The sequence below is a fragment of the Mesorhizobium sp. B2-4-2 genome (assembly GCF_006442845.1).
Taxonomy (GTDB): Bacteria; Pseudomonadota; Alphaproteobacteria; order Rhizobiales; family Rhizobiaceae; genus Mesorhizobium.
On sequence record NZ_VFVM01000015.1, the window covers coordinates 49,019 to 72,206 of the forward strand.

The following is a 23,188-nucleotide window of genomic DNA, read 5'->3' on the forward strand; positions in this document are numbered from 1 at the left end:
CAATTGTTCCCGAAACGCAAGGTCCCCAAACGCTCTGGCCGGGAGTGAGACCACCGCAGCCGCGTATCTTCGAACAGCGGAATGCTGCCACGAGTGATGTCAGCTCCGCGTCAACCGGTTATCGATCGGGCAGCATTTGGCGCGCCTGCCTGTTCGGCGCGGCGGATCAGATCGACGCTGTGATGCCGCCGTCCACATAGAGAATATGGCCGTTTACGAAAGAGGAGGCATCGCTGGCCAGGAAGACGCAGGCGCCGACCAGTTCCTCGACCTTTCCCCAGCGGCCGGCTGGCGTGCGCTTTTGCAGCCAGGTGCTGAACGCAGGGTCGGCGACAAGGGCAGCGTTGAGCGGCGTATCGAAATAGCCGGGTGCAACGGCATTGCATTGCAGGCCATGTTTGGCCCAATCCGTAGCCATGCCCTTGGTCAGGTTGCCGACCGCGCCTTTCGTTGCCGTGTAGGGCGCGATGCCCGGACGGGCGAGCGCGGTCTGCACGCTGGCGATGTTGATGATCTTGCCGCGACCGCGCCTGATCATATGGCGCGCCACGGCTTGGCCGACATGGAAGACGCTGGCGACGTTGGTCTGCAGCAGGCGCTCGAACGCATCGGCGGGAAACTCCTCGAGCGGCGCGCGGAATTGCATGCCGGCATTGTTCACCAAAATGTCGATCGCTCCGCCGTCCAGTTCGAAACCGTCGACCGCCGAGCGAACCGCTTCATGATCGGTAGCATCGAAGGCCAGCTTTTCCGCTCCGGGAATCTGCCTGATCGCGGTGGCGAGCCTTGCCTCGTCACGGCCGTTGAGGATCACCCTGGCGCCGGCTTCGGCCAAACCCTTGGCCAAGGCGAAGCCTATGCCTTGCGAGGAGCCGGTTACGAGGGCGGTGCGCCCGCTGAGATCGAACAATTTGGTCGACATCGAACCTGATCCTCCCGATTGGCCCGTTAAACAGAGACCTTTACGCCAAGCCCCGGGTTCTGCCCGATCTCAATTGTTGCGCGTCGCCACGAAGGTCGCGGCTGCCTTCAGCAGGCCGGCCTGCTCGCCATAGGGTTCGAGCAGCGCATGCGCCTGATGGACAAGGCCATGCAACTGGGCGCGTGCCCATGCCTCCCCGTGCAGCGCCACCAGCGTTGCCTTGCCGGCGGCGGCGTCCTTGCCCGTCGCCTTGCCCATCTGTGCGGCATCCGCGGTCAAATCGAGAAGATCGTCGGCAAGCTGGAAGGCAAGCCCGATCGCCGAGCCGAACTCGGCCAGTCTTTCGCGATCCCCGGCAGGCACGCCGGCGACGACCGCGCCCGCCTCGCAGGCAAAGCGGATCAGCGCACCGGTCTTCATCGCCTGCAGCCGGATGATCCCGGCCTCGTCCGGCGCGATGCGCTCGGCCTCGAGGTCCAGCGTCTGGCCGCCGACCATGCCGCCGGCCCCGGCGGCGCGGGCGAGCGCCAGCACAAGGGCGGCCCGCCGCTCCGCCGGCAGCGCCGTAGTCTCGTCGGCGAGGATGTCGAAGGCAAGCGTCAGCAGGGCGTCGCCGGCGAGGATGGCAGTCGCCTCGTCGAAGGCCCTGTGCACGGTAGGCTGGCCGCGGCGCAGATCGTCGTCGTCCATCGCCGGCAGGTCGTCATGGATCAGCGAATAGCAGTGCACGCATTCCAGTGCGGCCGCCACGCGCAGTGCCGCTTCGCCGTCGGCGGAAAACAGGGCCGCGCTTTCCATCACCAGAAAGGGGCGCAGGCGCTTGCCGCCGTTGAGCACGCCGTGCCGCATCGCCGCCATAAGGCGCCCGGGCCGCGCGATCTCGCCCGTGAGCGCGCGGTCGTCGAGCAATCGCCGCAGCAACGTCTCGACGGCGGCGGCCCGTGCGACGAGCGCCGTTTCGAACGCCATTTCATCGTCATTCGTCATGGCCCGGACCGGTAGCCGACACTCAGACGTTGCGCAAGAAGACAAGCGCCATTATGCCGGGGGAGGGAGAGACACGGGTTGGGCGACTTGGCGGAACCGATCGTCGATCATGAAACCGAAAAGCTGGACATGGCGACGAGATCCCGTGGCGTGAACCGTCGTGCTCTCAAACGCTGGGTCCGGCGCGGTATCGTCGTGGCTGCCGTGCTGGCGCTTATCCCTACGGTGCTGACCTTTCTCTATCTGCCGTCTTTCGTGCATCCGGTGTCGACGCTGATGCTGAAGGATCTTGCCACCTTCTCCGGCTATGACCGCCGCTGGGTGTCGATCGACGACGTGGCACCGGTGCTGGCCAATTCGGTGATCATGTCGGAGGACGGACAGTTCTGTTTCCATCGCGGCGTCGACCTCGGCGAATTGCGGGGTGTCGTCGACGACGCGCTGGCCGGCGAGGGGACGCGCGGCGCCTCGACCATCACCATGCAGACGGTGAAGAACCTGTTTTTGTGGTCTCGTCCGCTGGGCACGGTTCGTAAAGTGGTCGAGTTGCCGCTGGCCGTGTATCTCGACGCGGTGATGTCGAAGCGGCGCATCATGGAAATCTACCTCAACATCGCCGAGTGGGGGCCGGGCATATACGGCATCGAGGCGGCGGCGCGGCACCATTTCGGTATTTCGGCAAAACAGCTGTCGCGCCGTCAGGCCGCGCTGCTTGCCGTCAGCTTGCCAAATCCGATCGCCCGCAACCCGGCCAAGCCCGGGCCGGGGCTGAGGAGGCTGGCCAACCTGATCGAGCGGCGCGCCGGCCGATCCGGCGCTTATGTCGGCTGCCTCCAGTAGCCGACATAAAAAAATTCGCGGGCAGCGCTGGCCAAAACGGCACCGGGCGTGTATAGGCACCCGACTTTCTCAGATTCCGGCCCCTGACACGGCCCTTTCACGAGGGCGGGCGGGGCTTTTGACCATGTAGTGGAGCATATCCATGGCCGTTCCAAAACGAAAAACCTCTCCGTCCAAGCGCGGCATGCGCCGCTCGGCAGACGCCCTCAAGGCCCCGACCTATGTCGAGGACAAGAACTCCGGCGAAATGCGCCGCCCGCACCATATCGACCTGAAGACCGGCATGTATCGCGGCCGCCAGGTGCTGACGCCCAAGGAAAGCTGAGACCAGCTTTCCTGATGTTTGAGCTAAAAAGACCGGCCGCTGGCCGGTCTTTTTGCGTCTGGCGGGACCGACGACCGACAGCGTAGCTGCGTCTCCAGGCCTTGATCTCCGATCGGCCCGGACGCCGCCTCATCGTGCATCCTCGAGGCATGGCCGATTGCATACCGCACATCGCCTTCGACTCGGTCGACACGACTTTTCCCAATGATCGAACCGTGAGCCCGATGCGCGGCAATCGCCGGAGGAAGCGTCGCTGGTGTTTTTCGCAATCTGTGGGATTGCCATAGACGGTTTCTTATGCGATTTTTGAATTTATAGTCGGAAATCGACACAGATTGGGAATTCGATGTGGGATTTCGTCAGCACAAGTGATCTCGACGATACCGAGCAGGCCGTCCTTTCCCAACTCAAAGTCGATGGGCGGATGTCGAGTGTGGATATCGCCAAGCGCATCGGCGTCACCGAAGCGACGGTGCGGCGGAAAATGGCCCGTGTGCTCGAGGACCCGGATATCTGCATCCAGGCGGTCGTGCGCCCTTTGCGCAGCGATGTCGGCATTGCGGCCATTGTCGGGCTCGACGTCGACCGCGAGCACATCATCAGCGTTGCTCGAAAACTGTCGGAATACTCGTTCGTCGACAGCGTTTACGCCATGACCGGGCCGTTCGACATCATCATCCAGCTCACTTTGCCATCCACGACCAGCCTGCACGATTTCCTCGTCAGTGAACTGGCCAACGTTCCCGGGATCAAGGATTCCGAGAGCTACATGATCGGTCGCGTCTTCAAGCATAGCGGCCGGGCTTACCAGCACAGCAAAACCGAAGAAAAAAGAGGGTAACAATGGGTGAGTTTCTTTCCGCTTCGCGCCGCCGCGTCCTGACCCTTCTTGCCGCCGCGCCGCTCCTCCTGCCGTTCACTGCCACCGCCCATGCCAATGGGCTGGTCGACCAAATCAAGCAGCGCGGCACCATCCTTGTCGGAACCGAGGCCGCGTTCGAGCCGTTCGAATTCGTCCGCGACGGCCAGATCGTCGGCTATAACAAGGACATTCTCGACTATGTGGTCAGCCAACTCGGCGTGAAGCTCGACCAGCTCAACCTGCCTTTCCAAGGCTTGCTGCCAGGGCTGCTGGCCAAGAAGTTCGACCTGATGGCGACCTCGACCGGCATCAACGCCGAGCGGGCGGCGAAATACGCCTACACGCGGCCAACCGGTTCGTTCGAGAACGTCGTCGTCGTGCGCGTCGACGAGGAGCGCATCAAGAAGCCGGAGGACATCAACGGCATGGTGGTGGCCACGCAACTCGCCTCCTCCGTGCAGCCCATCATCGAGGCCTATGACAAGGAGCTCAAGGATAAGGGCGGCAAGGGTGTCGGCGAGATGAAGCTGTTCACCTCCTTCCCCGAGACCCATGTCGCTCTGGCCTCCGGCCAGGTCGACGCCATCGTCATCGCCTCGCCTTCGGCGGCCGTTCTGATGAAGAACGTTCCCGATACCTACAAGGTCGTCGGCTCGATCGGCGAATTCTCCTATCTCTCCTGGGTGGTGCGGCCGGAGGACAAGGATCTGCGCGCCTTCATCAACGCCAAAATCGGCGACTTGAAGGACAGCGGCAAGCTGAAGGAGCTTCAGCTCAAATGGTTCGGGTTCGAGATGAAGACGCCCGACGAGGGTTATCTGCCGCCTGGCGCGCTCTAAGCCCCCAACCAGGCGCCCGGCGCTGCCGGACCGGTGGTTCCAGTCATTGGACGCGCCGGTCTCGGATGGCCCGGACGTCCAGGGATCATTCGAGCTGAAAAATGTTCCATTTTTCAAAGACGCTGACCTTCCTGCCGGAATTCCTGGCCGGCGCCGGCATCACGCTGAGCGTCTCGGCGCTGGGGTTTCTGGTGGGCACATTGATCGGCTTCGGCCTGCTCGCATGTGGCAGGTCGCGCTGGCGCGTGATCCGCTGGATCGGCGCGGTCTACACCAGCTTCATCCGAGGCACGCCGCTGATCGTGCAGATCTTCATGGTCTACTACGTGCTGCCGGGCCTCGTCGGTATCGACCTGCCGCCGCTCCTGGCCGGCGTGCTGGCGCTCAGCTTCAACAGCGCGGCCTTCGTCGCCGAAATCCTGCGCGCCGGGCTGACGCGCATTCCCGCCGGCCAGTACGAGGCGGCCAAGGCGCTCGGGCTGAAGCCTGCCGTGACCTGGTTCAAGGTCATCCTGCCGCAGCTCTTCCGCGCCATTATCCCACCGATGGTCAACGAGTTCACCATGCTGGTGAAGGCATCCTCGATCCTGTCGGTGATCGCGGTGGTGGAACTGACCCGCACCGCGCAGAACATCATGAACGTCACCTACCGGCCGGTCGAGGCCTTCTGCATCGCGGCGGTGCTGTATTTCGTCGTGCTGCTCTCATGCAGCGTGCTGACCAAGCGCCTGGAACGCAAGGCGCAAGGCGTACGCGCATGAGCTTCGATTTTTCCGTCATAGCGGACAACTGGCAGATCCTCGCCAAGGGCTTCGGCAACACGGTGCTGATGTGCGCTGTCGCATTGCCGTTCGGCTTCGCGCTCGGCACCGTGCTGGCGCTTATCCGGCTGCGCGGCGGACGGGTGCCGACGGCGATCGTCTCAGCCTATGTCGAAATATTCCGCAATATCCCGTTCCTGATCCAGATATTCCTTTTGTTCTACGCCTTGCCGATGTTCGGTGTCAGGCTCTCGCCCGTGGTCGTTTCGATCGGCGCGCTGTCAGCCTATGCCAGCGCCTATTCGGCCGAGATCATCAGGGGCGCGATCCAGTCGATTTCGTACGGCCAGGTCGAGGCCGGCTACGCGCTGGGGCTGCGCTACCTGACTATCTTCCGCAAGATCCTGGTGCCGCAGGTGCTCGGCTACATCCTGCCCGCGGCCACCAATCTCACCATTACGCTGATCAAGGAATCGGCGATCCTGTCGGCGATCACCGTACCGGAACTCACCTACATGGCCCAGAACATCATTGGCCGCACCTTCTCGCCGGTGGAGATCTTCACCGCCATCGCATTGCTGTACTGGGGGCTGACGGCCTTCGTGGCAGCGATCTCGCGCAGCCTGGAGCACAGGCTGCAGCCTCATCTCGCAGCCCGCCGTGGCGCCTGATCCAAAAAAGCTTCAACGCAGAGGAGACCCCATGTCCAAACTCACCACCGCGCCGCGCGATGTCTTCCAGACATTCATGAACTTTCCGCTGGTCGAGGATCTCGACACGCTGAAGGCCGATGTCGCCATCATGGGCATGCCCTATGGCGATCCCTACACGATCGACGAGTTGATCAACGACCAGACCAATGCGCCGACCGCGGTGCGGCGCGCCTCGCAGCGGATCAGCCAGGCGCTCGACCGCTATGATTTCGACATTGGTGGGCCAGTCTTCGACGGCAAGGACATCAAGGTGGTAGACGTCGGCGACGTTCCCGGCGCGGCGGCCGATCATGTCGGGCACTATGGCAGAGCCGAAGCGGCGATCCGCAAGATCCGCGCCGCGGGCGCACTGCCGATCACAATCGGCGGCGACCACGGCATTCCGATCCCGATCTTCCGGGCGCTCGATGGCGAGGGTCCGATCACGCTGGTTCAGCTCGACGCACATCTCGACTGGCGTGACAACGTCAACGGGGTCAAGGAGGGCTATTCCAGCACCATCCGGCGGGCCTCGGAAATGGCGCATATCAAGGATATTTTTCAGGTCGGCGTTCGCGGCCAAGGCAGCGCGCGCACCGAGGAGGTCGAGGCCGCCCGCGCCTATGGCGCCAACATCATCACCACCAATGAATGGCAGGACATCGGCACCGCCGCGCTCCTGAAGCGAATTCCCGACGGCGGTCGCTACTATCTCACCATCGATGCCGACGGCCTCGATCCGGCGGTGATGCCGGCGGTTGAGGGGCCACAGCCGGGCGGCGTCAGCTACCGGCAGACGATTGAGCTCATCAAGGGGCTGGTCGGCAAAGGAAGGCTGGTCGGCATGGATATCGTCGAGATCGCGCCGGCGCGCGACGTCAACGAGATCACCTCGATGACGGCCGGCCATATCATCCTCAACGTCATCGGCGCGGCCGTGCGCGCCGGCTACTTCAAGCGCTGATCGCGAGCGGGGTGCGCGTTCACGCATCCCGCGGCTCGATTTCAAAGATGTCGGCCGGACAACCGGCTGACATCGTTGTTGCATTCGGTCTTCTAGCGTGTTTGGGGCGTGCTGCGAAAATTCTTGACGGCGTGCCGGTGGCGCACTCTACAAAGGGGTGCCCCCAAATGGAGACGCCAGATGTTCGGTGCCGTCCCGCTGCTGATCGTGCCCTTTGTCCTCTACAATCTCGGGCTGCTCGGAATATTCGGCAGCGGTGACGATCCCTGGGCAAGCGAGGTCTTTTCCGTCGGCATGATGTCCGGCGGGGTGTTCTCGATGACGCTCGGCGACCTTATGGTGCTGATCGGGCTCATCTTCCTCTTCGTCGAGATCGTGAAATCGGCGCGCACTACGAACGCCTCGATCATGGACCATCTGTTGTCGACGCTGGTCTTCGTGGCCTTCCTGGTCGAGTTCCTACTGGTCAAGGGCGCCGCGCATTCGGTCTTCTTCACGCTGATGATCATCGCGCTGTTCGACGTGCTCGCCGGCTTCTCGGTGTCGATGCGGTCGGCGAGCAGGGATATCAACCTGAATTAGCCTCAGCCCGGATCGGCGGTGAAGCCGGCGGCCTCGATGCCGGCGATGGCGGCGGCTTCGTCATTGTCCGAGCTGTCGCCGGAAATGCCGACGGCGCCTATGATGCTGCCTGCCTTGTCGCGGATCAGCACGCCGCCCACGACCGGCAACACGCGTCCGCCCGAGACGTCGGAGATGCCGGTCATGAGATGCGGGCGCTCCTTGGCGAAGGCCTCGACGCGGCGCGAGCCCATGCCGATGGCGAGCGCGCCATAAGCCTTGCCGGCGGACATTTGCGGGCGCAGGAACGAGGCGCCGTCCTGGCGCTGGAAGGCGACGAGATGGCTGCCGGCGTCGAGCACCGAGACGCCGAGCGGCCTGAGCTTGAGCTCCGCGCCCTTGGCGAAGGCGGCGTCGATGATCTCGAGGGCTTTGTCGAGCGGCAGTGCGGTCATGGCGATCTCCTGTTTGAAACGGATATCATCGGCAGCCAGCCGAACGAGGCAACCGAGGTTCCGGTAGAAATTCCTTTGCGCTGGAAAGCGGGATGAAGGCGCCGCCAATCCAGATCGCGCTGATGCCGCGATGCCAACGCGGTCAACGGCCAACGGCTCAGGGCCGGCAACGAAGGAGCGGCGTGCTACTTCTTCTTGGCGCGGGCGGGCTTCTTGGCGGGCACTGCCGGCGCGTTGGCAAGGTCTTCGGCTTCCTTGGCCAGCCGCAGCGCCCGCAGCTTGTCGGTCTTGACCTTGCGGGCATCGCTCTCGGCAACATACTCGGCCATCGCCTTCTGTCGGACCGTGGCCGCTTCCTCCTGCTTCTTGAAGCGCAGATCGGCGCGCGCGCGGGCAGTATCCCTAGAGTTCTCAACCAAGAGTCTGTTCCAATCTCGTGACGTGATTTTCGGCCTCTTGTAGCAGAGCCGGCCATTCAACGGGGAAAATAGTTGGTCACGCGGCCGGGTCGGCGCCGAGAGCCTTGCTGGCGAGCACGGCCTCATAGGCGGCCTGCAGGGTCGCGCGTACAGAGGGGCCGGACGCTGCATCGAGGGGCGTGCCGAGATGCTCGTGGCGCAACTCATCCATGAATTTCTCCCATAGCGGCGGCCCGCCCTTTTCCAGAAGCTCGGCCCGGATCGACAATTCCTCGCTGACCGGCAGCCAGACGCGGCCCCAGGCGCCGAGATGGGCCAGGATGGGCACCAGGGTGATCGCCATTTCGGTCAGGCTGTAGATCGCCTTCTGCTTGTGCGAAGGATCGTCGGCCTTGGTCAGCATGCCCAGATCCATCAGCCGCTTCAGCCGGTCGGCCAGTATGTTGGAAGCAATGCCTTCCATCGACCCGTTGAGCAACTCGCGAAAATGGCGCCTGCCGCCAAAAATCATGTCGCGAAGGATGATCAGGCTCCAGCGGTCGCCGAACACTTCCAGCGAAAGATTGATCGGGCAACCCGAGCGGCGATCGATGTTCATTCGACTTCTCCAAAACCGGTTGCATTATTGTATCGGTTTTATTATGGTGCAACCGATTGCAAAATGCAAGCAGATGAGGAGGCGACGCGATGACGAAGACTGGACGCCCCACTATCATATCCGAAGCCTTTGGCGACCCCGCCGACCCCGCTCTGCTGCTGATCATGGGAGCGATGGCCTCAATGCTGTGGTGGCCGGAGGCGTTTTGCCGGAAACTCGCCGCCGCGGGACTGTTCGTAATCCGCTATGATAATCGAGATACCGGCCGCTCGACCAAATACCCGCCGGGAGAGCCGCCCTACACGTTCGACGACATGGCCGACGATGCGATCGGCGTTCTCGACAGCCACGGCCTCGACAAGGCGCATATCGCCGGCATGTCGATGGGCGGCATGATCGCGCAGCTCGTGGCGCTCAAGCATCCGTCCCGTGTCGCGTCGCTGACCGTGATCAGCAGCTCGCCGATGGGGGTGGACACCTCGTACCTGCCGCAGACCAGCGATGCCTATATCAAACATTCGGCTGAAGGCGCGCACATTGACTGGTCGGATCGCCGCCAGGTCATCGACTTCATGATCAAAGATGCCAAGGCGATCGCCAGCACAGCACATCCCTTCGACGAGGGCCGCATGAAAGCCTTCATCGAGCGGGACTATGATCGCTCCGGCGGCCTGCTCAGCGCGACCAATCATTTCCTGCTCAAGGGCGATAGTGACCGATGGAGGGGCCGACTGCACGAGATGAACGCGCCGCTGCTGGTCATCCATGGTACGGCCGATCCCATCTTTCCGGTCGAGCATGGCGAAGCGCTGGCCGGGGCGGTCGCCGGCGCGAAACTCCTCCGGGTTGAAGGCGGTGGCCACGAACTGCATCCGGACGATTGGGATGTGATCGTCGCCGGCATCGTCGCTCATATCCGGGCCGATTGGCACTCAAAGCGCGGTCCTGACGCCACAAGTTTGGGCAATAGTTAAGTAAACATTTCGGTACTAGACGACGTGAACCCCGAGACAGGTGAGCAAAAATGTCCCTGACGCTTCACTATCATCCGCTGGCCTCGTTTTGCTGGAAGCCGCTGATCGCGCTCTACGAGAACGGCACGCCGTTCGCGTCCGTCATCGTCGATCTCGGCGACGAGCAGTCGCGAGCGGCCTTCCTGAAGATAGCGCCCTGGGGCAAGATGCCCGCTTTGCGTGACGATGCGCGCGACCGCACCGTGCTGGAGTCGACCCTCGTCATCGAGTATCTGGCCGCGCACTATCCCGGACCGGTCGACCTCGTCCCCGCCGATATCGACCTCGCAATCGCGGTTCGCCAGGCCGATCGCTTTTACGATCTCTATGTGCAGGAACCGATGCAGAAGATCGTCGGGGACCGGCTGCGCCCGGAACGTAGGACCGATCCGTTCGGCGTCGAACAGGCGCGCGACCAGTTGCGCAATTCCTACGCGATCATCGAGCAGGAGATGGCGTCGAGGAACTGGGCTGTGGGCGACGCCTTCACCATGGCCGATTGCGCGGCCTCGCCGGCCCTGTTCTACGCCAACAAGGTCGAGCCATTCGGCGACAGATATCCTGCCGTGAGTCGCTACCATGACCGGCTGTTGCAGCGGCCGGCCTTCGCCCAGGTGATTGAGGAGGCGCAGCCCTATTTCAAGCTCTTCCCCTATAATGATGGCTGATCGTGGTGCGTGACCGGTCGTTTGAACAGGAACGATCAAGTCTCCCAGAATTGGTCGAGCCAGATGTTGAGTTTCAGGAAGCCGGCATTGCTCACCGTATAGACGCGCCGCGTGCCTTCGGCCTTGGCGTGGACAAGGCCGGCATCGAGCAACACCTTCAGATGCTGCGATACGGCCGGACGTGAGACCGGCAGCCCGGCTGCCAGTTGATTAACGGTTTTGGGACCGCGTCGAAGTTCTTCCAGGAGATGGCGCCGGTTGGGATCGGCGATCGCCATGAAGGCGTCGGAAAGCATCATGCCTCATTTGTGGGGCAAAGTTCTTCGAATCTCAACCGTTTGCTTCTGCTTTTCTTCTTGGGTCAAGCCGCAATGCTTCCGGCGTCACCGAACGGTCGGCGGGCTGCGTCTTGAAGGCATCGCGGTCCTCGATCGGCACCGGCGCGCGGCGGCTGATGCGCAGCAGCGTGTAGCCTGCCAGGGAAAGATGCGCGAAGGCGGTCGCCAGAAACAGGCCCTCCGGACGCATCCAGCCCATCAGGGCGGCCGCCAGCAAGGGTCCGATCATGGTGCCGAAGCCATAGAGCAGCAGCAGGCCGCCCGAAACCTTGACGAAGTCCTCGGCACTGGCGTGGTCGTTGGCATGCGCCACGGCGATCGAATAGAGCGTATAGGCGAAAGCACCGTAGGCGGCGGTGAAGACGATGACGAAGACGCCGGAGCGCGGCTCGAACAGGAAGATCAAGAGCGCGAACAGCGCAGCGCCGAAAGCGGCACCCGCCAGCACGAAGCGCCGGTCGGTCTTGTCGGAGAAACGCCCGGCCGGAAGCTGCATGGCGGCACCCGCCACCACCACCAGGCTCATCATCAAGGCGATCTCAGCGGTGGAGATGCCGATGCGGGCGCCATAGACGGCGCCAAGCGTGCCCCATGCGCCGTTGGCGATGCCGATGAGGACGCAAGCGATGGCCGAGACCGGCGAGTTGGCGTAGAGCCCCTTGACGTCGAGCTTGACGTCCTGGAGCGGCTTGGGGTGCGAGGCGGTCGAAACCGCGGTCGGGATCAGCGAAAGGCAGAACAGGATGCCGGTGATCATGAAGAGTGAGGCCGATTTCACGTCGCCGCCGGCGACGATCATCTGCCCGCCCATGATCGAGGCATAGGTGACCATCATATAGAGGCCGAAGACGGTGCCGCGATTCTCGTTGGTGGCCTTTTCGTTCAGCCAGCTTTCGATGACCATGAAGGCGCCGGCCATGGTGAAGCCGGTGAAGGCGCGCAGCAGGATCCAGACATATTCGTCGATGACCAGGCCGGTGAGCAGCGCAACGATGGCGCCGGACGCGGCGAAGGCGCCGAAGGCGCGCACGTGGCCGGCACGGCGCACGATACGTGGTGCAAAGAAGCAGCCGGTGACGAAGCCGCCGGCCCAGGCTGTGCCCATCAGGCCAAGCGATGCGGTGGAGAAGCCTTCCACCTGGCCGCGCAGCGGCAACAGCAAGCCGTGCAATCCCGACGCTGCCAAAAGGAAGGCGGTGCCCCGAAGCAGCGAAAGGATCGGTCTGTAGGCTGCGAGCATTTTTTGATCCGGCTGAAATCGAGGAGAGACGCAGAGTCTGAAGACAGTCGCATTCGGGCTTTTCGGAGGCGGGTCTTTTCGGCCTTATCCGCGGCGGAACAGCGCCTCGGCCGCGGATTTGGTGCTGTCCTTCGACTTGAGTTCAGCCTGCAACCGGGCGATCTCGTCACGCAGCATGCCGATCCGTTCCGACAACTCGCCGACGGAGAGCAGCGACAGGTCCTGCCCGATCTCGTGCGGACGCGCCTTCTTCTTGGGTTCGTCGTCGAAGATCGCCATTTGTGCTCCTCCTCCGCCATACCGATTGGCCATTTGCCTGATTTGCCAATGAGCATACATAGGGCAGGGGCGTCGATGCAAACAGCCGGCAAGAATGCGGCGAGGAAAGACGGGAGATTTCATGGCGAGCGGATCTAAAATTCCGGCAAGGATGACGGCCATCGCGATCTCCGAGCCGGGGGGGCCCAGGGTGCTGAAACCGGAGACGCGCGATGTGCCTGTGCCCGGTCCCGGCGAAATATTGATCAAGGTGCGCGCCGCCGGCGTCAACAGGCCCGACGTGCAGCAGCGCAAGGGCGCCTATCCGCCGCCGCCCGGTGCGTCGGACCTGCCGGGCCTGGAGGCGTCGGGCGAAGTGGCCGCGCTCGGCGACGAGATATCTCGCTGGCGCCTTGGCGAGCGCGTCTGCGCGCTCACTCCCGGCGGCGGCTACGCCGAATATGTCAAGGTTCATGCCGGCAGCGTGCTGCCGCTGCCGGCCGGTTTCACCCACACGGAAGCGGCGGCCGTGCCGGAAAACTATTTCACCGTCTGGCACAATGTGTTCGAGCGCGGCGGCTTGAAGAAAGGCGAAACGCTGCTGGTCCATGGCGGCTCTTCGGGTATCGGCACCACGGCGATCCAGCTTGCATCGGCCTTCGGTGCCCATGTCATCACCACGGCCGGCAACAAGGAGAAATGCGATGCCTGCCTGAAGCTCGGAGCTGACCGGGCGATCAACTACCGCGAGGAGGATTTCGTCGCGGCGGTCAAGGAAGCGACGGGCGGCAAGGGTGCCGACGTCATCCTCGACATGGTCGGCGGCGACTATGTGGCGCGCAACTACGAGGCCGCGGCGGTCGAGGGCCGGATCGTCCAGATCGCCCTGCAAGGCGGCGCGGTGGCGAGCGCCGATTTCTCGAAAATCATGGTCAAGCGGCTTGTTCATACCGGTTCGACACTGAGGCCGCGCACCGTCGAGTTCAAGGCGGCGCTGGCAGCCGCGCTCGAAGCGCAGGTGTGGCCGTTGCTCGGCACGCGCCGGATCGCGCCCGTCATGGACATGATCTTCCCGCTTGCCGATGCCTGGCGGGCGCATGAGCGTATGGAGGAAGGCGATCATATCGGCAAGATCGTGCTCGACGTCGGCTGACGGCAACATTGCCGATGCCCGGCTGGCCGAGGCGGGCTCATACCCGCGACCCGGCCCTGCCTGCAAGCTGAACAAAAGCTTAATGGTGCAATGCAGCATTTGCATCATTGCCATGCAAAATCAGCCATTCAAGTGCCGCTCGATGATGACTATTTGAGCATCATCGAAACGAACACCCCATTTGGAGGACTGACATGAACCCGATCCGCGCTTTCCGTAACTGGCGTATGTACAACGAGACCGTGCGCGAACTGAACCGCCTCAACGCGCGCCAGCTCAGCGATCTCGGCATCAACCGCGCCGACATCGAAAAGATCGCCCGCCAGGCGATCTGACTTCAAGAACCGCCCGCCGCAAGGCGGGGTCGCAAAGCAGAGCCGCCGCAGACGCTTGCTCGTCGCCGGTTCCGAACCCGCCGGACCTGTCCGGCGGGTTTTGTCTTTCTGGACCCCAAACATATTCGCGGCACCATTTTCATGCCGCCCGTGATTGATCTGCCCCGGTGTGGTTGCCAGATCGACGGGCGTTCCCAAGAACGCCTTCCCAAAAACATTGCGGAACCGCCGGAGAGCGGTTATATAACCTGCGAATTTCCCATTTTGGTGGCTCTAAACCACCGCCCGCGCGGGAACGCGGGCGAACGAGAAGGATTTTTAAAATGGCCAATACGCTGCTGATGCCAAAGGCGACCGCTGTCTGGCTGGTCGACAACACCGCGCTTTCCTTCGAGCAGATAGCACAGTTCTGCGGGCTGCATCCGCTCGAGGTCAAGGCGATCGCCGACGGCGAATCGGCGCAAGGCATCAAGGGCATGGATCCGATCATGACCGGCCAGTTGACCCGCGACGAGATCGCGCGTGCCGAGAAGGATCCGAACCAGCGGTTGAAGCTTTCGGACCCCAAGGTGCGGGTGCCGGAATCCAAGCGCAAGGGGCCGCGCTACACCCCGCTGTCGAAGCGTCAGGACCGACCGAACGCCATTCTCTGGTTAGTGCGCAACCATCCCGAATTGAAGGACGCGCAGATCTCGCGCCTCGTCGGCACCACCAAGTCCACGATCGAGCAGATCCGCGAGCGCAAGCACTGGAACTCTGCCAACCTGCAGCCGATGGACCCGGTGACGCTCGGTCTCGCCTCGCAGATCGATCTTGACATGGAAGTCAACCGCGCATCGCGCGGCCGCGAGCAGGCACAGCCGGTCGGCGACACACTGCTGCCGGCGGCGCTGACCGAGCGCCTGGTTCCGGCTCCCGAAAAGCCGAAGGACGAGGATGCCGAACTCGACGCCAACGCCGTGTTCGCCAAGCTCTCGGCTCTGAAGTCGAAGGACAGGGATAACGACGACGAGGAGTAGAATTCTCGTAAATTCGACTGAAAAGGCCGCTTCGAGCGGGCTTTTCCACGTGGTCGGGAGATTTCAGCTTCGCGCCGCACGGTCCGGCGCCATGCCGTAATCCTCGCTGCGTTCCACCGCCCGGTAAAAATCGGCGAGCTGCTTGCCGCGCTCCGGCTTGAAGACGCGGCCTGCGATGACCACCGAGGCGATGCGATCGATGCGGAAGGCGCGGAAATCGTCGCGCATCTCGCACCAGGCGACCAGCGTCCACACCTTGCCCCAGAACCAAAGGCCCAAGGGCCTGATGTCGCGGGCGGTGCCGCGGCCGGCTTCGTCCGAATAGTCGATGGTCAGCACCTGGCGCTTCTCGATGGCGCGCTCGATCAGGTCGATCGCCTCGCGCGCGGCATCGCTCACCACCCACATCGGCGTGTGGATCTCGGTGCGAGCGATACGGTCCTTTTCGGCATCGGGCAGCACCGCGCCGATCTTGACCAAAGCCTCATCAGCGGCCCGGGCCATGGCCGCACCGCCAAAGGCACGCACCATGCGGGCGCCGGCGACCAGCGCCACGATCTCGTCACGCGTGAACATCAGCGGTGGAAGGTCGAAACCCTCCCTCATCATGTAGCCGACGCCCGCTTCCCCGTCGATCGGCACTCCGGTCGACTGAAGGTCGGCTATGTCGCGATAGATGGTTCGCTCGGAAACCTCGAGCCATGTGCCAAGCTTCTGCGCGGTGACCAGACGGCCACCGCGCAAATGCTGCACGATCTGGAAGAGCCTGTCGGCGCGTCGCATCGTATGGTCCCTCGATGTTGTTCCTATGCATGTCGCCCAAAACCGGTTCCCACTTTTGGGCTGCATGCATCGTGTTCTTGCGCATGCCTTATTCCGAAACCGCAGAACACTCGGCGGCATGCATCATGGTTTCAGGCCTTCGCACTTGCGCTGCGCGGCCACAAATTCCGCGCCGAAGGACAATTTCCTCGTTGTCGGCGTCCTGGGCATCGAGCTCGCGCCAGAAGGGCGCGACATCGCTCAGCGTCATGCCGCGCCCGAGATCCTCAATGGCTGCTTCGGCAACGGTACGCCGATGATAGCCGATCGCGACCGGGCATGTCACTTCGGCGCCACGGTCAAAGGCAAGCGCCGTGCGCAGCACGCGAACGTCCATCTCGACGCCTTCGGGAATCGAGCGGATGAATTCGTCGACCTGTTGCGCCGTCGGCACCAGCATCGTCTGGTCTTCGACTCCATCTGCCACCGTGCGCGGGGCCGGTTTGATGCCGTTCACCCCCGGCGTGTTCAATCTGTCGGTCCAGCTCTTCATCGCTCGTCCTGTTCACCGCTCGCATCTATGGCATGGCGCTCCTGACACCATTCTGTCAGGAGGGTTCAGCATACTCCCTGGCGAATAGCGTCCGCATCTCGGCAAGTTCGCCGTTTCGTTCAGGATAGAGCGTCTTCAGGAAGGCCAGCGCGAAGGTGCCGGGCGCCGAACCTGGCGCGGAAACGATCTTGCCGTCGGACACGGCATGCGGCACGTCCTGATAATTGTGATCGCCAGCATAGCCAGCAATGTGGCGATTGATCCAGTCACGGCCATTGCTGGTGTGCCTCGCCTTCTCGAACATGCCGGCTCGGGCCAGCGCCAGCGTTCCGGCGCAGATACCGCCGACGACACCATCCCGCATCGCAACGTCCCTGAGCAATTCCGCCACCTCGGGCGGCGCCTCGCCCGCCCATCGGTCGGAGCCAATGACGGCGATGGCATCGAGATCGGCATTTTCATCGGCGCCGGCCGAGCGGTCGGGCGTCAGCCGGAAACCGCTGATCCCGCTCACCGGCCTGCCATCGGGTGTCAGCGAAACCGCGCGGGCGCCGAACCATTCGACCGCCGAGGCGGCCAGCAGGCCATATTCCCAGTCGGCGAAGCCGTCTATGAAAAGAAGGCCAATTGTCTTCTGCTTGGGCATACGCTCGCTCCGTCCCTCGCGTGCCGGACTTATCATCTGGGCGTTGGGGCGCCTACATCCAACCGCTTTGCCGAAAAATTCGTCTCAATTGTCGCGAAGGCGACGTTCGGCATACATGTCCGGCCAGCCGATATCCTTGCGAATGTCCGCCGGCAGCGAGTTGATGAACCGCTGGGTGCGGATGTCGTTGCGCATCGTACGAATCTTGCCGACATAGTGCTGCATGCCGCGCAGAATGGTGGAACCGGTCATGGCTAGTCTCCTCTCTGTGAATGAAGACAGTATCGCACACCCCTCCTGACAGCAGTCTGTCAGGAGGATGGCAGGGCTTGGATAATAGTTGCGATCGGTGGGTTATCCCTGTGAAGGTATCGTTTTCACTGCATCAGACCGCGGCCCGAAGCAGGTTTAGAAGGCCGAGATTGTTCACTACTGCAATGCCTGGTCATGATCCATTGTTCAGCCTTTGGCGACGGACTGTCAGGATACGTGGTCTCCAGCCAGGGATCCGAAGTTCTGATATGGAAGGAGAAAATTCTTCCCCAAAAACAGGGAGACGACCATGAGCCTTCAACTGACAGGAATTCACCATCTGACCGCCATCACCGCCAATGTGCGTGGAAATCTTCATTTCTATACAAGGGTGCTGGGCTTGCGGCTGGTCAAGAAGACGGTGAACCAGGACGATACCTCAGCCTACCACCTCTTCTATGCCGATGGCGAAGCGACGCCGGGCACCGACCTTACTTTCTTCGACTGGCCGGTCGGCCGCGAGCGACGCGGCACCCACAGCATTGTCCGGACCAGCCTCAGGGTTGGTGGCCAGGACAGCCTTGCCTGGTGGAAGCAACACTTGACTGACGAAAATATCGTCACGAGTGAGATTGCCGACATCGGTGGCTACGCCAGCCTGGATTTCGAGGACCCCGAGGGCCAGCGTCTGCGCCTCGTCAGCGATGACGGCAAGGGCGACAGCCGCCCCTGGGCGCAAAGCCGCGTGCCGGTCGAACACCAGATCCGCGGGCTCGGGCCGATCGTCATCAGCGTTCCCGACCTCACCAATACCGAAGCAGTGGTGACGCAAGTGATGAACATGCGCAAGGTCCGAGACTATGCCTCGCCGGAGGGCCAGGTTCAGGTCTTTGAAATGGGCGAGGGTGGGCCGGCGGCGGAATTGCACGTCCTGGTGCAGCCGGGACTGGCGCCGGCAAGGCAAGGTGCCGGTGCGGTTCATCACGTCGCCTTCAGGGCGCCGGACCAGGAGACGCTGCATCAATGGACGGCGCGGCTGGCCGAATTCCGTCTGCCGTCGAGCGGCGAGGTCGAGCGCTATTATTTCCGCTCCCTCTATTTCCGCGAGCCGAATGGCATCCTGTTCGAGATCGCCACTGACGGGCCGGGGTTCACCGCCGACGAACCGCTGGAGACGCTGGGCGAAAAGTTGGCCCTGCCGCCATTCCTGGAATCGAAGCGCGCTTCGATCGAGGCCGGCCTCAAGCCGCTGAAGTAGATCGTTCCCCGATCAAAGGCTGGCGCCGCGTTCCAGTCCGGATCGCGGCGCCTATTTTTTTCGAGCGACGAACGACGCGCTTTGACAGCCGACCGCGATGCTGGTCAAAGGCGGCATGTCGAAACTCCTCGCCCTCGTCATCCTTGGCATCATGGTCATCCAGTTGATCAAGCCGCTCGGCTGGCCGGGGCTGAAACGGCGCAGCGACTTCTGGAAGCTGGCGCTCCTGGCCATGGCGGCCATTTCGATAACGGCCGTGCTTGGACATTGGACGTAGCGCAGTTCCAGGAAGGTGTCTGGCGGTTTCCCGCCTGGAATGCGCAGGATGGAATATCGGGCCGGCACGAGCCGGCGGCAATCACTCTTCGATCACGCAGCCGACGAGGTGCTCGGCCCAGGCCCGGTAACCGGCTTCCGATGCATGAAATCCGTCCGAGGCGAAGCCGGCTTCGGGATTGGTGATCGGCAAGCGCGGCGCCGGCACCGCACCGCGTTCGAGGCAAAGACGTTTGCCCATCCGGTTCATCTCACCGGCGCGAATTTCCAGGATCTTGCCGAGCAGCGGCGGCATGGCTGGCGCTTGCGTGAACTCCAGCACAGGAGACCACACCACGCGGGCCTCAGGCCATTTGGCGCGCAGGGCGTAGAGCAGACCGCCGAACGCCCTCTTGAAGCGGGGCACGGAGTGGAAATTCTTGGTGTCGTTGGTGCCAATGGCGAGCACGATATGCGTCCACGGATCGGCCGAGAGATTGGGCAGGACGTGGTCGCGGATCTGCCCCGACGTCGCCGAATTGAACCCGGCGGCGCGCCAGCGCACGGCGCGGCCGGTTCGCTGCGAGATCAGGACGGCCAGCTGCGCGGCCAGGCCATTCTCGGATTTTTCGATGCCGACCGAGGCGGCGGAGGAATCGCCCAGCACCAGCAGCCAAACCGCCGGCTTCCGGCCGGCTATCTCATGCATGACCGGGCCTTGCGCGGGCAGCATGCGCGAGGTGCGTCGGCGCACGCCAAGCCCCTGCCAGACATAGACAGGAAAGGCGAGCCAAGTGAGGAGAGCCGGAAAGCGTCGCATCGAGCAGCATTTAACGCATGTTTCGCCGGAGGTGAACGATCCTTGCACCGGTGGCGGACGCCTTCAAGCGTCCAATGTTCGATGGGATCGCTGAATGCCTAAGCCCTGTCCGCTTGCGACCTGTTTCCATACTGGTCATGCAGCCGCACCCAGTCCATCAAGGTCCTATAAGGCCCGGTCTCGTCGCGGCCTTTCGGCGCAAGGTCGAGATATTGATAGGCGCCGATCAGCTGTTCGCTGCCGCGGGCGCGCGACATGAAGGTCAGGAAGATGTCGCCGGTCTCGTCCCGGTAGAACACGGTGGTGCCCGGCAGGTCTTTCGATTTCAGAACGGGCGTCTCGAAGTTGTAGATCGCTTCACCGGATGCGATCTGCTTGTCGGTGAACGACACCTGCATGTCGAAGTTGAAGTCCGAGGCATAGGATGAGACCCAGTCGAATTTCCAACCCATGCGCTCTCGGTAGGGCAGCAGCTCGGCGAGCGGCGCGCGTGACACCGCGACAAGTGACACGTCATGGTGTCTCAGATGCTGATTGGCACCGTCCATGTGGTCGGCGACGAACGCACAGCCTTCGCAATGATGGGTCGAGCCGGACCCGAACACGAAATGATAGACGATCAGCTGGCTGCGGCCGGCGAACAGTTCGGCCAGGCATCTTGGACCCTGCTCGGTTTCGAAGACGTAGTCCTTTCTCACCTTCAGCCAGGGCAATTCGCGCCGTTCCGCCGCGATGCGCTCGCGAAATCGCGTCAATTCCTTCTCGCGCGCCAGATGCGCTTTGTGTGCCCGGAACCAATCCTCGCGTGAAACGACCTTGTTGCGATGCATGAACCTCTCCCTGGCTTCATCCCAAGGACGTTCGGGACGGGCATGAGCCGACATCGCGCCGGCTGCGCTGGAGAGAAATAGGGATGGAGGCGCTTCATCCCAAGTCCGGCGGAGCGCAGCAAAACCCGGGCGCATGGCCCGGGTCCGATAGAGACGGAAAACCGTGGTCAGGCAGCCTGCTCCAGGCTCGGCTTCCATTGTCCAAGCGCCGCCAGATGGTTCATGCGGGCACGGTGGGTGAAGGCGGCCTGACCCGCGGCAACATTGGATGCCTTGCCGCTCCAGGCCTTCTGCGGGGCAGCCTGCAGGGCGCGGCCATAGGAGAAGGTCAGCTTCCACGGATGCGGGCCGATGGCGTTGATGGCGTTGAGGTTGGCGGTCGCTTCCTCATCCTCCTGGCCGCCGGAGAGGAAGGCGATGCCCGGCACCGCCGCCGGCACGGCCTCACGGAACAGTTTTATGGTCTTTTGCGCGACCTCTTCAGGGCTGCTCACCGCGCCCGACTTCCTGCCCGCCAGCACCATGTTGGGCTTCAGGATCGTGCCCTCGAGCACCACCCGGGCCGCGTAGAGCTCGTCGTAGAGCTTCGTCAGCGTCGCCCTCGAGATTTCATAGCACGTGTCGATGTCGTGGGCGCCGTCCATCAGCACTTCCGGCTCGACGATCGGCACGATGCCGGCTTCCTGGCAAAGGGCCGCATAGCGGGCGAGCGCATGGGTGTTCGCGCTGATCGAGGTGACCGACGGCACGCCCTTTGCCTTGTCGATGTCGATCACGGCACGCCATTTGGCGAAGCGGGCGCCGAGCTTGTAATAGTCGGCGAGCCGCTCGCGCAGGCCGTCGAGGCCCTCGGTGACCGTGTCGCCGGGAAAGCCGGCCAGGGGCTTGGCGCCGGCATCGACCTTGATTCCGGGGATGGCGCCTGAAGCCTTGATGATATCGACCAGCGGCGTGCCATCGGCCGCTTTCTGCCGAATGGTCTCGTCGTAAAGGATGACGCCGGAAATATACCTGGTCATGGCGTCACTGGTGCGGAACATCATCTCGCGGTAGTCGCGCCGGCTGTCCGCGGTCGATTCGACGCCGATGACGTCGAAGCGCTTCTTGATGGTTCCCGAGCTTTCGTCGGCGGCCAGCAGGCCCTTGCCGTTGGCCACCATCGCGGCGGCAATGTCTTCGAGACGTTCGCTCATCGTGCTTCTCCTTGACGGTGTTGTTCTGCGCCTGACAGGACACTACCGCCAAAGGAATGACGCCGGAAAGCTCCAATCGATCGAAAGTCCCGGCAACGCCGCGCGCTCGCCTCGAGTTGATCGTCTCAATGCTTGAGCACGTCGACGCCCGGCAGCGGCTTGCCTTCCATCCATTCGAGGAAGGCGCCGCCGGCAGTCGAGACATAGGTGAAATCGTCGGCAACCCCGGCCTGGTTGAGCGCCGCCACGGTATCGCCGCCACCGGCCACCGAAACCAGCTTGCCGGTCTTGGTGCGCGCCGCCGCATGCCTGGCTGCCGCCATCGTCGCGCGATCGAAGGGTTCGATCTCGAACGCGCCGAGCGGCCCGTTCCAGACCAAGGTCGCGGCGCGGTCGATCCAGTCGGCAACGGCCCTCACGGTCTTTTCGCCGACATCGAGGATCATGCCATCCGCAGGCACGTCGGCGATGGCCACGGTTTCGCTGGCCGCACCCGCCTTGAATTCCTTCGCCACGACGCCGTCGACGGGCAGGATGATGGCGCAGCCGGCCTCGGCCGCCTCGGTCATGATCTGCTTGGCGGTAGCGGCGAGGTCGTGCTCGCACAGCGACTTGCCGACATCGGTGCCGCGTGCGGCGAGAAAGGTGTTGGCCATGCCGCCGCCGATGACCAGCGCGTCGACTTTCTTGACCAGGTTCATCAGCAGGTCGATCTTGGTCGAGACCTTGGCGCCGCCGACGATGGCGACCACCGGGCGAACAGGATTTCCAAGGCCCTTCTCCAGCGCTTCCAGTTCGGCTTGCATGGTGCGGCCGGCAAAGGCTGGCAACAGATGCGCCAGTCCCTCGGTCGAGGAATGCGCCCGGTGGGCAGCGGAGAAGGCGTCGTTGACGAAGATATCGCCATTGGCGGCGAGCCGTTCGGTGAAGGCCGGGTCGTTCTTCTCCTCGGCCTTGTAGAAGCGGGTGTTCTCGAGCAGCAGCACGTCGCCCTTGTTCATGGCGGCGACCGCGCTTCCCGCCGTGTCGCCGACGCAGTCGCCGGCAAAGCCCACGGGACGGCCAAGCACCTCGGCCGTCGCCCTGGCGATCGGCTCCAGCGAGAATTCCGGCGAGGGACCGTCCTTGGGCCGGCCGAAATGGGCGAGCAGGATGACCTTGGCGCCCTTGCCTGACAATTCAGCGATGGTCGGCGCTATGCGTTCGATGCGGGTCGTGTCGGTGACCTTGCCGTCAGCGACGGGAACGTTGAGGTCGACGCGCACCAGCACGCGCTTGCCATTGATGTTGCCGATATCGTCCAGTGTCTTGAAGCTGGCCATGCTGGTTCCTTTCGCTGAGAAATCGCCGGGACCATACCCCGCACCGAC

At 63.1% G+C, this 23,188-nt stretch carries 31 protein-coding genes; 15 read left to right on the plus strand and 16 right to left on the minus strand.

Going from position 1 to position 23,188, the window contains the following annotated elements; translation table 11 throughout:
• Nucleotides 1-166: 166 nt before the first annotated feature.
• The gene (locus FJ942_RS25385) at nt 167-922 is read right to left on the minus strand and encodes an SDR family oxidoreductase (protein ID WP_140899325.1); all 756 of its coding nucleotides are present in this window, start codon (nt 920-922) and stop codon (nt 167-169) included.
• A gap of 69 nt (nt 923-991) precedes the next feature.
• Complete coding sequence (locus tag FJ942_RS25390; protein WP_140625011.1) at nt 992-1,909, minus strand: polyprenyl synthetase family protein; 918 nt, start codon at nt 1,907-1,909, stop codon at nt 992-994.
• Nucleotides 1,910-1,987: 78 nt separating this feature from the next.
• On the opposite strand from FJ942_RS25390, the gene FJ942_RS25395 reads away from it, so the two are divergent.
• From FJ942_RS25395 to FJ942_RS25430, 8 genes are all read left to right on the plus strand, one after another.
• Complete coding sequence (locus FJ942_RS25395; RefSeq protein WP_140500502.1) at nt 1,988-2,749, plus strand: transglycosylase domain-containing protein; 762 nt, start codon at nt 1,988-1,990, stop codon at nt 2,747-2,749.
• Nucleotides 2,750-2,891: 142 nt separating this feature from the next.
• On the plus strand, nt 2,892-3,074 hold the full coding sequence (gene rpmF / locus FJ942_RS25400; RefSeq protein WP_008834724.1) for a 50S ribosomal protein L32: 183 nt from the start codon (nt 2,892-2,894) through the stop codon (nt 3,072-3,074).
• Between the two features lie 346 nt (nt 3,075-3,420).
• Nucleotides 3,421-3,915 carry an Lrp/AsnC family transcriptional regulator gene (locus tag FJ942_RS25405; protein WP_140500504.1) on the plus strand — a complete coding sequence of 165 codons (495 nt, stop codon included), beginning with the start codon at nt 3,421-3,423 and terminating at the stop codon, nt 3,913-3,915.
• Between the two features lie 2 nt (nt 3,916-3,917).
• Nucleotides 3,918-4,775: a transporter substrate-binding domain-containing protein gene (locus tag FJ942_RS25410; RefSeq protein ID WP_140500505.1), complete on the plus strand. Its 858-nt coding sequence runs from the start codon at nt 3,918-3,920 to the stop codon at nt 4,773-4,775.
• A 101-nt stretch (nt 4,776-4,876) separates the two neighbouring features.
• Nucleotides 4,877-5,536: an amino acid ABC transporter permease gene (locus tag FJ942_RS25415; protein ID WP_140568180.1), complete on the plus strand. Its 660-nt coding sequence runs from the start codon at nt 4,877-4,879 to the stop codon at nt 5,534-5,536.
• A complete protein-coding gene (locus FJ942_RS25420) occupies nt 5,533-6,207 on the plus strand; it encodes an amino acid ABC transporter permease (RefSeq protein WP_140658565.1) in 675 nt (224 codons plus the stop codon). Before FJ942_RS25415 ends, FJ942_RS25420 begins: the two co-directional genes overlap by 4 nt.
• Before the next feature lie 31 nt (nt 6,208-6,238).
• Complete coding sequence (locus FJ942_RS25425) at nt 6,239-7,192, plus strand: agmatinase (RefSeq protein ID WP_140899327.1); 954 nt, start codon at nt 6,239-6,241, stop codon at nt 7,190-7,192.
• Between the two features lie 180 nt (nt 7,193-7,372).
• A complete protein-coding gene (locus FJ942_RS25430) occupies nt 7,373-7,774 on the plus strand; it encodes a hypothetical protein (protein ID WP_140500511.1) in 402 nt (133 codons plus the stop codon).
• Nucleotides 7,775-7,776: 2 nt separating this feature from the next.
• Here the strand turns inward: FJ942_RS25430 and FJ942_RS25435 are convergent, their stop codons facing one another.
• The 3 genes from FJ942_RS25435 to FJ942_RS25445 all read right to left on the minus strand — a co-directional run bounded on the left by FJ942_RS25435 (nt 7,777) and on the right by FJ942_RS25445 (nt 9,225).
• Entirely contained in the window at nt 7,777-8,208 is a 432-nt protein-coding gene (locus FJ942_RS25435) for a heme-binding protein (RefSeq protein WP_140899329.1), read from the minus strand.
• Between the two features lie 185 nt (nt 8,209-8,393).
• On the minus strand, nt 8,394-8,627 hold the full coding sequence (locus FJ942_RS25440) for a hypothetical protein (protein ID WP_140500515.1): 234 nt from the start codon (nt 8,625-8,627) through the stop codon (nt 8,394-8,396).
• Nucleotides 8,628-8,703: 76 nt separating this feature from the next.
• Nucleotides 8,704-9,225 (minus strand): helix-turn-helix domain-containing protein, encoded by a 522-nt coding sequence (locus FJ942_RS25445; protein WP_140899331.1) that lies wholly within the window; start codon nt 9,223-9,225, stop codon nt 8,704-8,706.
• 89 nt (nt 9,226-9,314) lie between these two features.
• On the opposite strand from FJ942_RS25445, the gene FJ942_RS25450 reads away from it, so the two are divergent.
• Both FJ942_RS25450 and FJ942_RS25455 read left to right on the plus strand, forming a co-directional pair.
• Complete coding sequence (locus FJ942_RS25450) at nt 9,315-10,199, plus strand: alpha/beta hydrolase (protein WP_140899333.1); 885 nt, start codon at nt 9,315-9,317, stop codon at nt 10,197-10,199.
• A 50-nt stretch (nt 10,200-10,249) separates the two neighbouring features.
• A complete protein-coding gene (locus FJ942_RS25455; protein WP_140517605.1) occupies nt 10,250-10,906 on the plus strand; it encodes a glutathione S-transferase family protein in 657 nt (218 codons plus the stop codon).
• A gap of 35 nt (nt 10,907-10,941) precedes the next feature.
• Here the strand turns inward: FJ942_RS25455 and FJ942_RS25460 are convergent, their stop codons facing one another.
• The 3 genes from FJ942_RS25460 to FJ942_RS25470 all read right to left on the minus strand — a co-directional run bounded on the left by FJ942_RS25460 (nt 10,942) and on the right by FJ942_RS25470 (nt 12,763).
• Nucleotides 10,942-11,205 (minus strand): metalloregulator ArsR/SmtB family transcription factor, encoded by a 264-nt coding sequence (locus tag FJ942_RS25460; RefSeq protein ID WP_140500522.1) that lies wholly within the window; start codon nt 11,203-11,205, stop codon nt 10,942-10,944.
• A gap of 31 nt (nt 11,206-11,236) precedes the next feature.
• Nucleotides 11,237-12,484, minus strand: a complete 1,248-nt coding sequence (locus FJ942_RS25465) for an MFS transporter (protein ID WP_140500523.1) — start codon at nt 12,482-12,484, stop codon at nt 11,237-11,239.
• Between the two features lie 84 nt (nt 12,485-12,568).
• Nucleotides 12,569-12,763, minus strand: a complete 195-nt coding sequence (locus tag FJ942_RS25470; RefSeq protein WP_140627951.1) for a DUF1192 domain-containing protein — start codon at nt 12,761-12,763, stop codon at nt 12,569-12,571.
• 121 nt (nt 12,764-12,884) lie between these two features.
• On the opposite strand from FJ942_RS25470, the gene FJ942_RS25475 reads away from it, so the two are divergent.
• From FJ942_RS25475 to FJ942_RS25485, 3 genes are all read left to right on the plus strand, one after another.
• Nucleotides 12,885-13,895, plus strand: coding sequence for an NAD(P)H-quinone oxidoreductase (locus FJ942_RS25475; protein WP_140500527.1), 1,011 nt, complete (start codon nt 12,885-12,887; stop codon nt 13,893-13,895).
• A gap of 194 nt (nt 13,896-14,089) precedes the next feature.
• Nucleotides 14,090-14,230, plus strand: coding sequence for a DUF1127 domain-containing protein (locus tag FJ942_RS25480; RefSeq protein ID WP_140500528.1), 141 nt, complete (start codon nt 14,090-14,092; stop codon nt 14,228-14,230).
• A 323-nt stretch (nt 14,231-14,553) separates the two neighbouring features.
• A complete protein-coding gene (locus FJ942_RS25485; RefSeq protein ID WP_140899336.1) occupies nt 14,554-15,249 on the plus strand; it encodes a DUF1013 domain-containing protein in 696 nt (231 codons plus the stop codon).
• A 63-nt stretch (nt 15,250-15,312) separates the two neighbouring features.
• On the opposite strand, the gene FJ942_RS25490 is transcribed toward FJ942_RS25485, so the two are convergent.
• From FJ942_RS25490 to FJ942_RS25505, 4 genes are all read right to left on the minus strand, one after another.
• Complete coding sequence (locus tag FJ942_RS25490) at nt 15,313-16,032, minus strand: YafY family protein (protein WP_140500532.1); 720 nt, start codon at nt 16,030-16,032, stop codon at nt 15,313-15,315.
• 88 nt (nt 16,033-16,120) lie between these two features.
• Nucleotides 16,121-16,564 (minus strand): hypothetical protein, encoded by a 444-nt coding sequence (locus tag FJ942_RS25495; protein ID WP_224680332.1) that lies wholly within the window; start codon nt 16,562-16,564, stop codon nt 16,121-16,123.
• A gap of 55 nt (nt 16,565-16,619) precedes the next feature.
• Nucleotides 16,620-17,210, minus strand: a complete 591-nt coding sequence (locus FJ942_RS25500; protein ID WP_140517872.1) for a DJ-1/PfpI family protein — start codon at nt 17,208-17,210, stop codon at nt 16,620-16,622.
• 84 nt (nt 17,211-17,294) lie between these two features.
• Nucleotides 17,295-17,462 carry a hypothetical protein gene (locus FJ942_RS25505; RefSeq protein WP_140899338.1) on the minus strand — a complete coding sequence of 56 codons (168 nt, stop codon included), beginning with the start codon at nt 17,460-17,462 and terminating at the stop codon, nt 17,295-17,297.
• Nucleotides 17,463-17,772: 310 nt separating this feature from the next.
• On the opposite strand from FJ942_RS25505, the gene FJ942_RS25510 reads away from it, so the two are divergent.
• Both FJ942_RS25510 and FJ942_RS25515 read left to right on the plus strand, forming a co-directional pair.
• Nucleotides 17,773-18,720, plus strand: coding sequence for a ring-cleaving dioxygenase (locus FJ942_RS25510; RefSeq protein WP_140584728.1), 948 nt, complete (start codon nt 17,773-17,775; stop codon nt 18,718-18,720).
• Between the two features lie 97 nt (nt 18,721-18,817).
• The gene (locus FJ942_RS25515) at nt 18,818-18,997 is read left to right on the plus strand and encodes a hypothetical protein (protein ID WP_181165425.1); all 180 of its coding nucleotides are present in this window, start codon (nt 18,818-18,820) and stop codon (nt 18,995-18,997) included.
• A gap of 81 nt (nt 18,998-19,078) precedes the next feature.
• Here FJ942_RS25515 and FJ942_RS25520 read toward each other — a convergent pair whose 3' ends face one another.
• From FJ942_RS25520 to FJ942_RS25535, 4 genes are all read right to left on the minus strand, one after another.
• The gene (locus FJ942_RS25520) at nt 19,079-19,795 is read right to left on the minus strand and encodes an SGNH/GDSL hydrolase family protein (RefSeq protein ID WP_140584726.1); all 717 of its coding nucleotides are present in this window, start codon (nt 19,793-19,795) and stop codon (nt 19,079-19,081) included.
• A gap of 98 nt (nt 19,796-19,893) precedes the next feature.
• Entirely contained in the window at nt 19,894-20,625 is a 732-nt protein-coding gene (locus tag FJ942_RS25525) for a thioredoxin family protein (RefSeq protein ID WP_140500539.1), read from the minus strand.
• A 167-nt stretch (nt 20,626-20,792) separates the two neighbouring features.
• Nucleotides 20,793-21,818: a class I fructose-bisphosphate aldolase gene (locus FJ942_RS25530; protein WP_140899341.1), complete on the minus strand. Its 1,026-nt coding sequence runs from the start codon at nt 21,816-21,818 to the stop codon at nt 20,793-20,795.
• Nucleotides 21,819-21,943: 125 nt separating this feature from the next.
• A complete protein-coding gene (locus FJ942_RS25535; RefSeq protein WP_140899344.1) occupies nt 21,944-23,140 on the minus strand; it encodes a phosphoglycerate kinase in 1,197 nt (398 codons plus the stop codon).
• Nucleotides 23,141-23,188: the final 48 nt, after the last annotated feature.

Excerpts from the sequence above, each read along its gene's own strand:
- FJ942_RS25385 (WP_140899325.1), bottom strand. The coding sequence starts at position 922 with ATGTCGACCAAATTGTTCGATCTCAGCGGGCGCACCGCCCTCGTAACC.
- FJ942_RS25390 (WP_140625011.1), bottom strand. The coding sequence starts at position 1,909 with ATGACGAATGACGATGAAATGGCGTTCGAAACGGCGCTCGTCGCACGG.
- rpmF (WP_008834724.1), top strand. The coding sequence starts at position 2,892 with ATGGCCGTTCCAAAACGAAAAACCTCTCCGTCCAAGCGCGGCATGCGC.
- FJ942_RS25405 (WP_140500504.1), top strand. The coding sequence starts at position 3,421 with ATGTGGGATTTCGTCAGCACAAGTGATCTCGACGATACCGAGCAGGCC.
- FJ942_RS25410 (WP_140500505.1), top strand. The coding sequence starts at position 3,918 with ATGGGTGAGTTTCTTTCCGCTTCGCGCCGCCGCGTCCTGACCCTTCTT.
- FJ942_RS25415 (WP_140568180.1), top strand. The coding sequence starts at position 4,877 with ATGTTCCATTTTTCAAAGACGCTGACCTTCCTGCCGGAATTCCTGGCC.
- FJ942_RS25420 (WP_140658565.1), top strand. The coding sequence starts at position 5,533 with ATGAGCTTCGATTTTTCCGTCATAGCGGACAACTGGCAGATCCTCGCC.
- FJ942_RS25425 (WP_140899327.1), top strand. The coding sequence starts at position 6,239 with ATGTCCAAACTCACCACCGCGCCGCGCGATGTCTTCCAGACATTCATG.
- FJ942_RS25430 (WP_140500511.1), top strand. The coding sequence starts at position 7,373 with ATGTTCGGTGCCGTCCCGCTGCTGATCGTGCCCTTTGTCCTCTACAAT.
- FJ942_RS25435 (WP_140899329.1), bottom strand. The coding sequence starts at position 8,208 with ATGACCGCACTGCCGCTCGACAAAGCCCTCGAGATCATCGACGCCGCC.
- FJ942_RS25445 (WP_140899331.1), bottom strand. The coding sequence starts at position 9,225 with ATGAACATCGATCGCCGCTCGGGTTGCCCGATCAATCTTTCGCTGGAA.
- FJ942_RS25450 (WP_140899333.1), top strand. The coding sequence starts at position 9,315 with ATGACGAAGACTGGACGCCCCACTATCATATCCGAAGCCTTTGGCGAC.
- FJ942_RS25455 (WP_140517605.1), top strand. The coding sequence starts at position 10,250 with ATGTCCCTGACGCTTCACTATCATCCGCTGGCCTCGTTTTGCTGGAAG.
- FJ942_RS25460 (WP_140500522.1), bottom strand. The coding sequence starts at position 11,205 with ATGATGCTTTCCGACGCCTTCATGGCGATCGCCGATCCCAACCGGCGC.
- FJ942_RS25465 (WP_140500523.1), bottom strand. The coding sequence starts at position 12,484 with ATGCTCGCAGCCTACAGACCGATCCTTTCGCTGCTTCGGGGCACCGCC.
- FJ942_RS25470 (WP_140627951.1), bottom strand. The coding sequence starts at position 12,763 with ATGGCGATCTTCGACGACGAACCCAAGAAGAAGGCGCGTCCGCACGAG.
- FJ942_RS25475 (WP_140500527.1), top strand. The coding sequence starts at position 12,885 with ATGGCGAGCGGATCTAAAATTCCGGCAAGGATGACGGCCATCGCGATC.
- FJ942_RS25480 (WP_140500528.1), top strand. The coding sequence starts at position 14,090 with ATGAACCCGATCCGCGCTTTCCGTAACTGGCGTATGTACAACGAGACC.
- FJ942_RS25485 (WP_140899336.1), top strand. The coding sequence starts at position 14,554 with ATGGCCAATACGCTGCTGATGCCAAAGGCGACCGCTGTCTGGCTGGTC.
- FJ942_RS25490 (WP_140500532.1), bottom strand. The coding sequence starts at position 16,032 with ATGCGACGCGCCGACAGGCTCTTCCAGATCGTGCAGCATTTGCGCGGT.
- FJ942_RS25495 (WP_224680332.1), bottom strand. The coding sequence starts at position 16,564 with ATGAAGAGCTGGACCGACAGATTGAACACGCCGGGGGTGAACGGCATC.
- FJ942_RS25500 (WP_140517872.1), bottom strand. The coding sequence starts at position 17,210 with ATGCCCAAGCAGAAGACAATTGGCCTTCTTTTCATAGACGGCTTCGCC.
- FJ942_RS25505 (WP_140899338.1), bottom strand. The coding sequence starts at position 17,462 with ATGACCGGTTCCACCATTCTGCGCGGCATGCAGCACTATGTCGGCAAG.
- FJ942_RS25510 (WP_140584728.1), top strand. The coding sequence starts at position 17,773 with ATGAGCCTTCAACTGACAGGAATTCACCATCTGACCGCCATCACCGCC.
- FJ942_RS25515 (WP_181165425.1), top strand. The coding sequence starts at position 18,818 with ATGCTGGTCAAAGGCGGCATGTCGAAACTCCTCGCCCTCGTCATCCTT.
- FJ942_RS25520 (WP_140584726.1), bottom strand. The coding sequence starts at position 19,795 with ATGCGACGCTTTCCGGCTCTCCTCACTTGGCTCGCCTTTCCTGTCTAT.
- FJ942_RS25525 (WP_140500539.1), bottom strand. The coding sequence starts at position 20,625 with ATGCATCGCAACAAGGTCGTTTCACGCGAGGATTGGTTCCGGGCACAC.
- FJ942_RS25530 (WP_140899341.1), bottom strand. The coding sequence starts at position 21,818 with ATGAGCGAACGTCTCGAAGACATTGCCGCCGCGATGGTGGCCAACGGC.
- FJ942_RS25535 (WP_140899344.1), bottom strand. The coding sequence starts at position 23,140 with ATGGCCAGCTTCAAGACACTGGACGATATCGGCAACATCAATGGCAAG.